Annotated in this window: 17 protein-coding genes; 4 read left to right on the top strand and 13 right to left on the bottom strand. The window is 65.0% G+C overall.

The features are described 5' to 3' along the window. Positions 1–77 precede the first annotated feature (77 nt). Positions 78–365: a hypothetical protein gene (locus tag ACSQ25_RS06425; RefSeq protein ID WP_436104880.1), complete on the top strand. Its 288-nt coding sequence runs from the start codon at positions 78–80 to the stop codon at positions 363–365. A 132-nt stretch (positions 366–497) separates the two neighbouring features. On the opposite strand, the gene bamC is transcribed toward ACSQ25_RS06425, so the two are convergent. The 11 genes from bamC to ACSQ25_RS06370 all read right to left on the bottom strand — a co-directional run bounded on the left by bamC (position 498) and on the right by ACSQ25_RS06370 (position 9,506). After that, on the bottom strand, positions 498–1,646 hold the full coding sequence (bamC, locus tag ACSQ25_RS06420) for an outer membrane protein assembly factor BamC (RefSeq protein ID WP_436104879.1): 1,149 nt from the start codon (positions 1,644–1,646) through the stop codon (positions 498–500). A gap of 41 nt (positions 1,647–1,687) precedes the next feature. Continuing rightward, positions 1,688–2,569: a 4-hydroxy-tetrahydrodipicolinate synthase gene (gene dapA, locus ACSQ25_RS06415; protein WP_436104878.1), complete on the bottom strand. Its 882-nt coding sequence runs from the start codon at positions 2,567–2,569 to the stop codon at positions 1,688–1,690. 57 nt (positions 2,570–2,626) lie between these two features. Further along, positions 2,627–3,193 carry a class I SAM-dependent methyltransferase gene (locus ACSQ25_RS06410; protein WP_436108030.1) on the bottom strand — a complete coding sequence of 189 codons (567 nt, stop codon included), beginning with the start codon at positions 3,191–3,193 and terminating at the stop codon, positions 2,627–2,629. 18 nt (positions 3,194–3,211) lie between these two features. Further along, positions 3,212–3,868 (bottom strand): site-2 protease family protein, encoded by a 657-nt coding sequence (locus ACSQ25_RS06405; RefSeq protein WP_436104877.1) that lies wholly within the window; start codon positions 3,866–3,868, stop codon positions 3,212–3,214. Between the two features lie 158 nt (positions 3,869–4,026). Continuing rightward, the gene (locus ACSQ25_RS06400) at positions 4,027–4,650 is read right to left on the bottom strand and encodes an L-threonylcarbamoyladenylate synthase (RefSeq protein WP_436108029.1); all 624 of its coding nucleotides are present in this window, start codon (positions 4,648–4,650) and stop codon (positions 4,027–4,029) included. A 58-nt stretch (positions 4,651–4,708) separates the two neighbouring features. Further along, entirely contained in the window at positions 4,709–5,584 is an 876-nt protein-coding gene (htpX, locus tag ACSQ25_RS06395; protein ID WP_436104876.1) for a protease HtpX, read from the bottom strand. A 119-nt stretch (positions 5,585–5,703) separates the two neighbouring features. Further along, the gene (locus ACSQ25_RS06390; protein ID WP_436104875.1) at positions 5,704–5,913 is read right to left on the bottom strand and encodes a cold-shock protein; all 210 of its coding nucleotides are present in this window, start codon (positions 5,911–5,913) and stop codon (positions 5,704–5,706) included. 335 nt (positions 5,914–6,248) lie between these two features. Further along, positions 6,249–7,079 carry a 3',5'-nucleoside bisphosphate phosphatase gene (locus ACSQ25_RS06385; RefSeq protein ID WP_436104874.1) on the bottom strand — a complete coding sequence of 277 codons (831 nt, stop codon included), beginning with the start codon at positions 7,077–7,079 and terminating at the stop codon, positions 6,249–6,251. Positions 7,080–7,154: 75 nt separating this feature from the next. Then, on the bottom strand, positions 7,155–7,700 hold the full coding sequence (locus ACSQ25_RS06380; RefSeq protein ID WP_436104873.1) for a FlgO family outer membrane protein: 546 nt from the start codon (positions 7,698–7,700) through the stop codon (positions 7,155–7,157). A gap of 7 nt (positions 7,701–7,707) precedes the next feature. Beyond that, on the bottom strand, positions 7,708–8,379 hold the full coding sequence (locus ACSQ25_RS06375; RefSeq protein ID WP_436104872.1) for a hypothetical protein: 672 nt from the start codon (positions 8,377–8,379) through the stop codon (positions 7,708–7,710). 227 nt (positions 8,380–8,606) lie between these two features. Then, positions 8,607–9,506 carry an alpha/beta fold hydrolase gene (locus ACSQ25_RS06370; protein ID WP_436104871.1) on the bottom strand — a complete coding sequence of 300 codons (900 nt, stop codon included), beginning with the start codon at positions 9,504–9,506 and terminating at the stop codon, positions 8,607–8,609. A gap of 166 nt (positions 9,507–9,672) precedes the next feature. Here ACSQ25_RS06370 and ACSQ25_RS06365 point away from each other — a divergent pair, with 166 nt between their 5' ends. From ACSQ25_RS06365 to ACSQ25_RS06355, 3 genes are all read left to right on the top strand, one after another. Next, positions 9,673–10,197 (top strand): gamma carbonic anhydrase family protein, encoded by a 525-nt coding sequence (locus ACSQ25_RS06365; protein WP_436104870.1) that lies wholly within the window; start codon positions 9,673–9,675, stop codon positions 10,195–10,197. Positions 10,198–10,201: 4 nt separating this feature from the next. Then, positions 10,202–11,167: an Hsp33 family molecular chaperone HslO gene (gene hslO / locus ACSQ25_RS06360; RefSeq protein ID WP_436104869.1), complete on the top strand. Its 966-nt coding sequence runs from the start codon at positions 10,202–10,204 to the stop codon at positions 11,165–11,167. A 130-nt stretch (positions 11,168–11,297) separates the two neighbouring features. Next, positions 11,298–11,804, top strand: a complete 507-nt coding sequence (locus ACSQ25_RS06355; RefSeq protein ID WP_436104868.1) for a Dps family protein — start codon at positions 11,298–11,300, stop codon at positions 11,802–11,804. A 67-nt stretch (positions 11,805–11,871) separates the two neighbouring features. Here ACSQ25_RS06355 and ACSQ25_RS06350 read toward each other — a convergent pair whose 3' ends face one another. Both ACSQ25_RS06350 and ftsB read right to left on the bottom strand, forming a co-directional pair. After that, positions 11,872–12,132: a hypothetical protein gene (locus ACSQ25_RS06350; protein ID WP_436104867.1), complete on the bottom strand. Its 261-nt coding sequence runs from the start codon at positions 12,130–12,132 to the stop codon at positions 11,872–11,874. A 15-nt stretch (positions 12,133–12,147) separates the two neighbouring features. Then, positions 12,148–12,489 carry a cell division protein FtsB gene (gene ftsB, locus ACSQ25_RS06345; protein WP_436104866.1) on the bottom strand — a complete coding sequence of 114 codons (342 nt, stop codon included), beginning with the start codon at positions 12,487–12,489 and terminating at the stop codon, positions 12,148–12,150. Positions 12,490–12,544: the final 55 nt, after the last annotated feature.

Genomic DNA, 12,544 nt, shown 5'->3' with positions numbered 1-12,544 from the left:
GAATTCCTCTGAGCAATAATTACCGGTAATTATTATTCAAACAAGCAGTACTTACTTTTGAAATATTAAGGAAAATCATGAAAAAATCCCTGCTGATCGTTTCCCTGATGGCTGTTGCTCTGGCTGCTTGCAGCAAGAAAGAAGAAGCTGCTCCGGCCGCTCCGGCTGCTGTCGAAGCACCGGCTGCTACCACCACCGACGCAGCTGCTACCCCAGCCGCTACCGACGCAACCACCGCTGCTCCAGCTGCTGACGCTGCTGCTGCAACCGCTACCGACGCTGCTGCAACCGCTAACCAAGCTGCTGCAACCGCGACCGACGCTGCTGCAACCGCTACCCAAGCTGCTGACGCTGCCAAGAAGTAATCAGAGCAATCTGATGCAGAACCGGCCTGCGGGCCGGTTTTTTTTCGCCTGTACTGTTTGCACCGGCGATTGCAGCACATAAAAAAACCGGCCATCAAGGCCGGTTTCTCATCGGGCGCCGAAACGCCGGGTTTACTTCAGCTCATCCGTCAGCAGCTTCAGGATCTTCGCGCCGGTCTCGCCGGTTTCCGACTTGCCGTCATTGGTCTGCACGCTCACCTGGCTGGTCGCCGCGCCCTGCTCCGCCTTGACGATCACGCGGTAGCGCTGCGCTTCCTTGGCCTTCTCTTCGGCGCTGCCGAAGGTGAACAGCTTCTTGAAGAAGCCTTCCTTGCTGGCCGCATCCGGATCGACGTAGCGCACGAAGTACACGCCCTGCACGCGGTCGCGGTCTTCCACGGTGAAGCCGACGCGGTCCAGCGCCAGGCCGACACGGCGCCATGCGCGGTCGTAGCCTTCGTTCAGTTCCACCACGTTGCCGACCAGCTTGGCCTGCTGCGGTGCGACCGGTGCGTTGGCGACCATGGTCTCGGCCTGCTTGACTTCCTTGCTGCCGGTCAGCTGCGCCACCAGGCGGCCCAGGAACTGCGATTCCAGGCCCGGGTCGTTCGGACGCACGGTCCAGATCGTGGTTTCCTTCTGGGCACCCTGCAGCACCTCTTCGGCGCCGCGGTGGCTGATCCAGACCTCGGTCGAGCCGTCCGGCAGGCGCTCGAGGCGGGTGCGGAACTTGTCGCGCTCGCCGGTCGAGTAGGCGCTGTCGAACACCTTGCCGATCGAGCGGCGGATGAAGTCCTGCGGGATCTTCGAACGGTTCTCGACCCAGTTGGTCTCCATGGTGCCGGTCGTGGCCGACTCGGTCTCGATGGCGAAGCCCTGGTTTTCCCAGAACTGGCGCAGTTGCGGCCACAGTTGCTCCGGGGTCTGCTTGACCACCAGCCAGCGCTGGTCGCCGTTGCGCTGGACGCTCACTGCCTCGGTCGAGACCGGGCCGATCGCTTCCATCGAGCCGGCGACCGGGGCCAGGCCCGGCTGGCCGGCGCGCTGCTGCTGGAAGCCGGAGGCGGTGGCCACGCCCTTGCCGTCCGGGATGGCGTAGCGGTTGTCGCGCTGCAGCGCGGTCAGGTCAGGCGGGACCGCCAGGTCGGCGGCCTTCTTGGCGCCGCGGTAGTCGACCTTGTCCGATTCGAAGATGGTAGTGCAGGCCGAGACGCTCAGCGCGATCGCGGTAAGCGTCAGCACGCGCGCGGCGGCAGATGTCTTGTTGGTGCTGTTAGTCATGGCTTTCGATATCAGGTACTGGGAACCGGAACCTTGCGGGTTCAGGCAGAGAGAAGGCCCGCCTGGGCCAGTGCGCCACGGACGGTGTCGTGGAACGAGGAAGACAGCGGCGCCAGCGGCAGACGCAGGCCGGACGGGATCCTGCCCATCTCGGCCAGGGCCCACTTGACCGGCACCGGATTCGGCTCGACGAAGAGCTTGGCGTGCAGGTCGAGCACACGGTTGTTGATCTCGACCGCGCGCGCCACCTCGCCCGCCATCGCGGCAACGCACAGTTCGTGCATCGCGCGCGGGGCCACGTTGGCGGTCACCGAGATGTTGCCGGCGGCGCCGCAGAACATCAGGGCCATCGCGGTCGGGTCGTCGCCCGAGTACACGGCGAAGGATTTGTCGACCATGCGCAGCAGCTCGATGCCGCGGCCGATGTTGCCGGTGGCGTCCTTGATGCCGACGATGTTGTCGATCGGCGCCAGGCGCGCGACGGTCTCGTTGCTCATGTCGGCAACGGTACGGCCCGGGACGTTGTACAGGATCACCGGCAGGTCGACCGCTTCCGCGATGGCGCGGAAGTGGCGGTACATGCCTTCCTGGGTCGGACGGTTGTAGTAGGGGACGACTTGCAGCGTGGCGTCGGCGCCGACGTCCTTCGCGTGCCTGGTCAGTGCGATGGCTTCGACGGTGGAATTGCCGCCCGCGCCGGCGATGACCGGAATGCGGCCGCCGGCGTGTTCCACGGCGATCCTGATCAGTTCGGCGTGCTCCTCGGGGGAGACGGTGGCCGATTCGCCCGTGGTGCCGACGATGACGATGCCATCGGTGCCTTCCGCGATGTGCCAGTCGATCAGCTTGCGCAAGGAATCGCGGTCAAGACTGCCGTCCTCGAACATCGGGGTGACGATTGCTACGATGCTGCCCTTAATCATATGCGTTGACGGTGCCGGAAAGTAAATAAAAGTCTGATTGTAGCGGATCGCCCGCCTCTATGGTTCATTCGCGCTGACATTATGGTCGAGCTTCGCTTCGGTTTTGACGAAGGCCGGCCCGGCCGCGCACAGGCGCTGCACCTGGGCCGGATGGGGAGAATCGACGTGGCCGTCCTCGTAGGCCAGCACCTGCAGCCCGCCCTGGCGCGCCAGGCCCAGCAATTCCTCCGGGGCCAGCAGGAAATCCGGGTTCGACGGCTTGCCGTAGATCTGGTTTCCCTGCGCAAAGGTTTCGTAAATCAGGATGCCGTCCGGGCGCAGGCCGGCGGCCAGTTGCGCAAACAAGGGGCGGTGCAGGTAATTGGTGACCACGATCAGCGCGAAGCGTCCCGGCGCGAAGGGCCAGACGGCGTCGGTGGTCTCGAGGTCGTGCTGCAGCGTGGTGACCTGCGGACCGGCCAGCGGCGCCAGCAGCTCCGGATTGCGGTCCAGCGCGGTCACCTGCATGCCGCGCGCCGCCAGCAGGCGGGTATGACGGCCGCTGCCGCAAGCCAGGTCGAGCGCCTCGCCCGCTTTGGCCAGGGGCGCGAAGCGCGCGACCCAGGGCGAGACCGGCAGGTTCATCATGTTCATGTCGGCGGCTCAGGTCAGCAGGATCGTGAGCGGCGAGGCGATCAGCTGCAGCAGCACGCGGCCCAGCGTCATCACCGGCATCACCCAGAAGGCCAGCAGGTTGAAGAAGATCAGCGCCAGCACGATGAAGAAGCCATACGGCTCGATGCGCGCGAATTTATACGCCAGGGTGTTCGGCAGCATGCTGGTCAGCACGCGGCCGCCGTCCAGCGGCGGTATCGGCAGCAGGTTGAAGGCGAACATCAGGAGGTTCGCGAACAGGCCGGCCTGCGCCACCTTGTGCGGGAATTCCTCGTTCACGTTGAAGGCCACCAGCAGTACCGCCAGCACCAGCCACAGGAAGGCCATGATGAAGTTGGCGCCGGGGCCGGCCAGCGCCACCCAGGCCATGTCGCGCTTCGGGTTGCGCAGGCGGCCGAAATCGACCGGCACCGGCTTGGCATAGCCGAACACGAATCCGGTGGTCAGATACAGCGCGATGGGAATGACGATAGTGCCGAAGACGTCGATGTGCACCAGCGGGTTCAGGGTCATGCGCCCCGCGGCATAGGCGGTGTTGTCGCCGAAATAGCGGGCGACGTAGGCGTGGGCGGCTTCGTGCAGGGTAATCGCAAAAAGAACGGGGAGCGCGTAGACGGCAATGTTGCGTATCAGTTCAGGATCCATGTGCGCGATTCTAACAGAGGCGGCCGCCCCGGCAGTTAAGCCGGCCTGAAGACGTAGGGTGTACGGCTATGCCGTACGCGCGTTCAACCAGCCGATGAACAATCAGGACAGCTCCGTTCATCATTTAGTTGAACGCGCGGTCGGCGTAGCCGACCACCCTACAGTCCAAAGGCCGCCGGATCGCCCCTGCCCTCGCGCACCAGTTCCGGCGCCGGCCCGGTGAGATCGATCACCGTGCTCGGCTCAAGGGTGCCGGCGCCGCCGTCGATCACCAGCTCGATCTGCTTGCCGAGGCGCTCGAGCACCTCGTCCGGATCGGACAGCATATGGTCGTCGCCCGGCAGCTGCAGCGTGGTGCCGATCAGGGGTTCGCCCAGTTCCTCGATCAGCGCCAGCAGGATGTGGTTCTCCGGGACGCGCACGCCGATGGTCTTGCGCGAGGGGTGGGACAGGCGGCGCGGCACTTCGCGCGTCGCCTCCAGGATCACGGTGTAGGGCCCGGGGGTAGTGGCCTTGAGCAGCCGGTACTGCGTATTGTCGACGCGCGCGAAGTGGGCGATCGCGGACAGGTCGCGCACCAGCAGGGTCAGGTGGTGCTTGTCGTCGACCCCCCGGATGCGGCGCAGCTTCTCGACCGCGCCCTTGTCGTCGAGGCGGCACACCAGCGCATAGGCCGAGTCGGTCGGCGCCGCCACGATCCCTCCCGAGCTGATGATCTGGGCAGCCTGCTTGATCAGGCGCGGCTGCGGGTTGTCGGGGTGGATCTGGAAGTGCTGGGCCATCGGCGTGATCTCTATGTGTGAATGCATGGATTAACGAAGCGCCTGGAGCGCAGGACTTTTAACGCAGCGCCTGCAGCGCCGCGATGCGCTGCTCCATCGGCGGGTGGGTCGAGAACAGCGCGCCCCAGCCGCCGCCGCTGCCCGAGATGCCGGAAGCAGCCATCGACGAAGGCAGCGCGCCCGGCGCCAGGCCGCCGAGGCGGGCCAGCGCATGCTGCATCGGCACCGGGGTGCCCATCAGCTTCGCCGCCCCGGCGTCGGCGCGGAATTCGCGCTTGCGCGAGAACCAGGCCACGATGATCGAGGCCAGGATGCCGAACACGATCTCGCACACGAACACGGTGATCATATAGCCGATGCCGGGACCGCGGTCCTCGCTGCGGAACAGCAGCTTATCGACGAAGAAGCCGACCACCCGTGCCAGGAACACGACGAAGGTATTCACCACGCCCTGGATCAGGGTGAGCGTGACCATGTCGCCGTTGGCGATGTGGGCCACCTCGTGGCCGAGCACGGCCTCGACCTCGTCCTGGTCCATGTTGGCCAGCAGGCCGGTGGATACCGCCACCAGCGCGGAATTCTTGAAGGCGCCGGTCGCGAAGGCGTTCGGCTCGCCCTCGTAGACGGCGACTTCCGGCATGCCGACGCCGGCGCGCTCGGACAGCTTGCGCACGGTGTCGACCAGCCAGCGTTCGGTGCCGTTGCTCGGTGTTTCAATGACGCGCGCGCCGGTCGACCACTTGGCCATCGGCTTGCTCATCAGGAGCGAAATGAAGGAACCGGTGAAGCCGACCACCAGCGAGAAGACGGCCAGCGCGCCGATGTCGATGCCCTGCCCCGTGACGGCACGTCCCACCCCGAGCAGGTTCAGCACGAGCGACACCACCAGCACGACGGCCAGGTTGGTGGCAAGGAACAGGACGATACGCTTCATGAAGACGCCTCCGGGCAGCTTGATGATATCAGGCTGCCAAGGTTGGGCTGAAGAGCGGGAAATTCAAGGGACGAAAAAAAGCCCGCATCAGCGGGCTTCAGTGATCCGTACGGACGGAATCAGATGGCGCGGATCTCGCTTGCCTTGTCGCCCTTCGGGCTGCTGGCACGCTGGAAGGACACGCGCTGGTTCTCCTGCAGGCTCTTGAAGCCATCCGACTGGATGTCCTTGAAGTGCGCGAACAGGTCGCCGCCGCCTGCGTCAGGGGTGATGAAGCCGAAGCCCTTGGAATCGTTGAACCATTTGACGGTGCCGGTTTGAGTAGTCATGTTTAATACCTTGAGTGTGATGAGGGCAATGATGCCGAAACGCACAGGCAAGCAAGAAGGATGCGACTGTAGGGTATCAAACAGGAATGCCGGATGGCGAGACGGGAAAGAGACCAACGAGAACGACGACTTGATGTTGTGCCCGATTGAAGATACAGGACTTCGCGTACCTTACCTAATCATTTCGGATTTATTTTATGGCCGCGTGCAAGACTTGCCATGCGTACAGCCCAGAGCGTCTAACAAAACCACCAGGGCAAGGCGCATCGTCGAAGACAGTACGCCAGTACGGCGAGACGATGCAACGCCGCCCTGGGGGGAATTGTTAGGCGCTCTCAGACCCAGTCGTGCCAGACTGGTGTGAGCCCATTAGGGAGCGGCGGCAGTTCGGCAAACTCGACCCGCGCCTCGCCCGGCGCATGGAAATCGGTGCCGCGCGAGGCCAGGAAACCGTAGCGCCGCGCCAGCTCGGCATAGGTCTGGTACTGGTCCGGCGTGTGGCTGCCGGTCACCACTTCGATGGCTTTGCCGCCGAGCTGGCGGAACTCGTCGAACAGCGCGCCTTCCGCCGTGTCGCTGAAGGGATAGCGCCCCGGATGCGCGATCACGGGGATGCCGCCGGCCCCGCGGATCCAGCCGACCGCGTCGGCCAGCGTGGCCCAGCGGTGCGGTACATAGCCCGGCTTGCCTTCGGTGAGGTATTTGCGAAACACTTCCGAGGTCGAGCCGCAGGCGCCGATCTCGACCAGGTAGCGGGCGAAGTGGGTGCGCGAGATCAGGTCCGGGTTGCCGACGTAGCGCAGTGCGCCTTCGTAGGCGCCGGGGATGCCGGCGCTGGCCAGCTGGGCCCCGATTTCCATGGCCCGCGCCTGGCGGCCGTTGCGGGTGGCGGCCAGGCCGGCGACCAGGGCCGGGTTGTCCTCGTCGATCTGCAGGCCGACGATGTGCACGGTCTCGTTGGCCCAGGTGACCGAGATCTCGACACCGGCGACGAAGCGCATCCCGAGTTCGCCGGCCGCCTTGCGCGCGGCCTTGATTCCGCCGACCTCGTCATGGTCGGTCAGCGCCCAGAGGTCGACCCCGCCCTTGCGCGCATAGGCGGCGACGGCCGCGGGTGCGAGCACGCCGTCGGAGACGTTGGAATGGCTGTGGAGATCGGCTTTCATGGCACGGCGCTTCAATGGCAATCAAGCGGAACATTGTACGCGCCAATCGGCCCGCCGTGCGGCTGACAGGACAGCTTAGTTGGACTGCAGCATCGAACGTACCGTGCCCTCTTTCGCCAGCACGTAATCATGGCCGGCGAGCACCAGGTTGGTGGCCGGCTGGATCACCTTGACGTTGATGAAGACGGCCTCGCGGGTTTCGGCATACGAACCGACCACCACCGCCTGGGCGTTGTGGGTGCTGGCCACCTCGCCGATCTCGCGCGTGAGCATCAGCTCGCCCTGCCCGCGCTTGAGGTAGACGCTGTTACGCAGCTTCATTTCCAGCATCTTCATGCCGCCCTGGGCGAGGCGGGTCGACAGCTGTTCGGATACCAGGCGGCCCAGCATCGAGGTCTGTTCGAGCGCGTCGATGTTGACGATGGTGGCCATGATCAGGGGCTTCTCGTCGAGCAGCTTGCCGCGCAACTGCAAGGCCAGCGCGTCGGCGGCACGGTAGTTGGCGGCAACGAAGGCATTCGCCGAGACCGAGGTGTAGTTGGTGTCTTCCCTGGTCGTCGAGCAGGCGCCCAGCAGCAGGGACAGCGCGAGGACGGCGGCGCGAAGGGTCATGGGTCGCATGATGGCATCAATGGTTACGGACCGCGAAGGTCCTGGACGTCTGGGAGGCCGCATCGTAGAGGGCGCGGTCGCTGTCCGTCGTGTAGTACACCGAGGTGCTGCGCGCGTAATAGCGCGCATCGTCGGCCAGCGACAGGTTGACGATGATCTCGGTCTTCGGCGTGGCGCCGGGAGCGAACTGGGCGTGGAACCAGGCGTAGGCATCCTGTCCGGCGACGGCGGCCGATACCAGCCATTCGACGCTGTGGTCGATGCCGGTCAGTACCCAGGCGCTCGCCACCAGGGCCGTGCGCTCGCCGGCGAACCTGTATTGCGGGCGCTTGCCTGAAAAGGCGACCACCTGGGTGTCGAGTTCGATCCGCAGCGTGTTCGCATCCGGCACCTTGACCACGGCGTAGCCCTCGTTGACGAGGGCCGTGACCAGGTGGGCGCTGACGCCCTGGGCGAAGGCGCTCGACTGCTGGGAAGTGACGTAGAGCGGCCGCCTGGCGTTGACCTTGAGCGAAGGTGCGAGCTGGCCGGCCATGTGGCGCGCGATGACGCCCCAGTGCGCAGCCGCCTGCAGCTTGGCCTGCTGGGTGCTGGGGAAGTTGGTGGCCACCGGGGCCGGGCTGTAGGGAACGGCGCAGCCTGCCGTCAGGAGGGCGCCGCAGAGCGCGAGGCCGGCTCGGAAATGCATGTGGATCCTGTCAGTCTGATCGATGGCGCGGGGGCGCCGGGGTCGAGTGGGACTGTAGCACAGGCGTTTCTTTGCGGCAATTATTGGTATGCTGGTTGAGGGGTGCTTACAACGTTCGCGAAACGCGACGTACTTGGATCCCGGCCTTCGCCGGGATGACGGCTCTACCGTCAGTTGCTATCTCAAGCACGTCGTTCCGGCGAAGGCCGGAACCCAATTTCCCAAGCTCAGCCCGAAAGCGGCACTTCCGCCCCAGTCAAAAACGCCTCAACCATGGCAGCCAGCAGCTCCGGCTGATCATGATGCAGCATATGTCCCGCCTCCGGCATCATGCGCGCCGTCACGTCGGCCAGGTGCTCGCGCCGCCGGTCGATCTCGGCCCGCGCCTGCTCCTTCGGCCCCATCCAGCGCCACATCTCGGTCTCTTCCGCCTCGACCCACAGCACCGGCGCCGTGATCTGGGTCCAGCAGGCCAGCACCTCGTCGGCGTGGTACAGCAGCGGACCGGTCATCTTGTGCGCCGGGTCGCCGAGGATGCGCCACTGGCCATCGGCATACTGGGCCGCCCAGTGCCCGGCCAGGAAGGCCGCGCGCTCGCCCGGCAGGCGTGGATTGGTCTTCTGCAGCCGCGCGGCCACCTCTTCCAGGCTGGCGTAGCCGCGCATTTCCGGTTTTTCGCGCAGCTCGTCGAGCCACTTGGCGAAACGTCCCGGCGCCTGCGAGGGACGGGTCGCCGGCAGGCCGAAACCTTCCAGGTTGACGAGTTTCGCGATCCGCTGCGGCCGCACGCCCGCATACAGGCTGACGATGTTGCCGCCCATGCTGTGGCCGAGCAGGTTCACGGCTTCGCCCGGCGCGTAATGGTCGAGCACCGCTTCGAGGTCGGCCAGGTAGTCCGGGAACCAGTAGGTGTCCGAAGGTGATCGCTCACTCAGGCCGAAGCCGCGCCAGTCGAAAGCGATCACGTGCCAGTCGCCCTCCAGGGCGTCGACCACGAACTGGAACGAGGCGGCGACGTCCATCCAGCCGTGCTGCATGAAGATCTTCGGGGCGCCTTCGCGGCCCCAGTGGCGCACATGGGTGCGCAGGCCGCGCACGGTAAGGAATTCGGAACGGGACGGGGTCATGAATGTATGCGTGAAAGCGGCTAAAAAAGTACGGTCGTTCGCATTATAGCCCCGTCCCTACCGGCGTGCTTGATATTGTGCTGGCCAACCCCATCTTCCACCGGTCGGACGATGGCGGGCGCAGGGTTTACAATAGCGGCATCACAACCCTTCCCCGAGCACATCCATGGCGATTTACCAGCTGGGCGAGCATGCGCCCGAGATCGACGCGTCGGCCTTCGTGGCGGATTCGGCAACCCTGATCGGCAAGGTCACCCTCGAGGCCAACGCCTCGGTATGGTACGGCGCGACGCTGCGCGGCGACAACGAACGGATCACCATCGGCGAAAACAGCAATGTGCAGGAAGGCACGGTGATGCACACCGACATGGGCTATCCGCTCACGCTCGGCAAGAACGTGACGGTCGGCCACCAGGCCATGCTGCATGGCTGCACGGTCGGCGACGGCTCGCTGATCGGCATCCAGGCCGTGATCCTGAACGGCGCCCGGATCGGCAAGGCTTGCCTGGTGGGTGCCGGCGCGCTGGTCACCGAAGGCAAGGAATTCCCGGACGGTTCGCTGATCCTCGGTTCACCTGCCAAGGTGGTGCGCACCCTGACGGAAGAAGACCTGCTGCGCCTGCAGGCCAGCGCCGCGAGCTACGTGGCGCGCGGCCAGATGTTCAAGGCGCAGCTCAAGAAAATCGGATAAAAGAATGACTACGGACGTTATGACAGACTCGCGCGACACCCTGCAAAAATTCATCTTCGACAACGCTGCCGTGCGCGGTGAGCTGATCGAGATTTCCGATACCTGGCGCGAGATCCAGGCGCGCCATACCTACCCGAAGGCCGTGCGCTCCGCGCTGGGCGAGATGGTGGCGGCCAGCGCCCTGCTGTCGGCCAACCTGAAGTTCAACGGCGCCATCGTGATGCAGATCTTCGGCGACGGCCCGGTGCGCCTGCTGGTGGTCGAGTGCGACGCCCAGCTGCGCATCCGCGCCACCGCAAAACTGGCGCCGGACGCCGAACTGGCCGACGACGCCACCCTCACCCAGATGTTCAACGCCCACGGCAAGGGCCGCTTCGTGATCACCCTCGACCCGGTCGACAAGGTGCCGGGCCAGCAGCCCTACCAGGGCGTGGTACCGCTGATCGGCGACACCATGGCGACCGTCATCGAGAACTACATGCTGCGTTCCGAGCAGATGGACACGCGCCTGTGGCTGGCGGCCGACGATCAGGTCTCGCGCGGCCTGCTGCTACAGAAGCTGCCGCGCCACAGCGGCAAGGATGACCAGCAGAAGCAGGCCTCGGAAGCGGAAGACCTGGAAACCTGGAACCGCGCCGTCATGCTGGGCCAGACCCTGAAGCGCGAGGAACTGCTCACGACCGGCATCGAGACCCTGCTCAAGCGCCTGTTCTGGGAAGAGACGATCCGCGTGTTCGATCCGCAGCACCCGCAGTTCCACTGCAGCTGCACGCGCGAGAAGGTCGGCAACATGCTCAAGATGCTGGGCCAGCCGGAAGTCGAGTCGGCGCTGGCCGACCTGGGCGAACTGGGCATCAACTGCGATTTCTGCGGCAAGCACTACGCCTTCGACAAGGTCGATTGCGCCCAGCTGTTCGCGACCGATACCCCGGTAGAGACCATGATGCCGCCGAGCGGCAGCATCAATTAAGTAGCCGTCCCGGTGTTGAACCGGGACACTCAAAACGCGCATTTTCTCCAGCGATGCTAAGCTCATGCATCCTTGACAGTGTTGTCATTTCCCTACGAACACTGCCTTACTCACCCACTGGAGAATCGCAATGCACATGGATACCGGAATCGGCACGGACGACCGTGCCAAGATCGTCGAATCGCTGTCGACCGTACTGGGAGACGCCTTCATGCTCTACCTGAAGACCCACAACTTCCACTGGAACGTCACCGGCCCGATGTTCTCGACCCTGCACGTGATGTTCGAGGAGCAGTACACCGAACAGTGGAATGCACTGGACGAGATCGCCGAGCGCATCCGCGCCCTTGGCCACTTCGCGCCTGCCACTTCCAAGCGCTACGTCGAACTGTCGAGCATCAAGGAAGAGCCGGAAGTGCTGTCGTCCAAGGAAATGATCCGCCAGCTGGTCGACGGCAACGAGACCCTGATCCGCACCCTGCGCGCCGGCGTGAAGGTTGCCGACGAGCTGGACGACTATCCAACCGCCGACATGCTGACCACCCGCATGGAAGTGCATGAAAAAAACGCCTGGATGCTGCGCTCCTTCCTGGAGCAGGGCGCCGGCTCGATGCAGGGTGATGCCTCGTCGGACTGACAGATCGCACGATGAAACGAAAAACGCGCCGGAAGGCGCGTTTTTGCTTTGCGGGCGCGACGGGCCGTCAGCCCTTGCCCGACATGTGCAGGTCGACCACTTTCATGATCTCGAGCGTGAGATCGAGGTTGAATTCGTCCGCTACCAGGGCCGCCTGCAGCTCCTCGCGCGGCATGTTTACCGCGGCGGCCAGGGAACCCAGGCCGGGGGCCTGCGCCACGGCCTTCATGGCGGCCGCGATGGCGGCGCCGTCACCGTCTTCGAAGGCCTCGGCCAGGCAGTCGGCGATCGCGTCGAGCGAATCGAGTGGCTTGTTTGCTTGCGTCATGGGAGATGGTGAAGCTCAGCGCTTCGTTTTGTCCTTCGGCTGCGGCGGGGGCGGCGGCACGGTCATCGAGACCGCGGGCTGTTCGTCCTTGCGCAGCACCTGCACGAAGATTTCATTCTGCTTGATCATGCCCAGCTCGTAGCGGGCGCGCTCCTCGACCGCACCGGTGCCGTCGCGCAGGTCGCGCACTTCCGATTCGAGCTTGGCGTTGCGCGCCTCCAGCAGCTCGGTCTTGTGGCGGGTCTTGCCGACCTGGTCGCGCATGTCGGCGACGGCCAGCCAGCCGCCCTTCCCCAGCCATAGCGGGTACTGGATCAGCAGCAGCAGGGTGGCAAGGGCGATGGTGATGAGTCGCATGGACGCGCGGTGATCGAATGCGCGGCCGGACGCCCGCAAGGGCAATCCGGCCTGC

It is taken from the genome of Massilia sp. LjRoot122, assembly GCF_964252725.1.
GTDB lineage: Bacteria > Pseudomonadota > Gammaproteobacteria > Burkholderiales > Burkholderiaceae_D > Telluria.
This window is presented reverse-complemented; position numbering and strand designations above follow the sequence as displayed.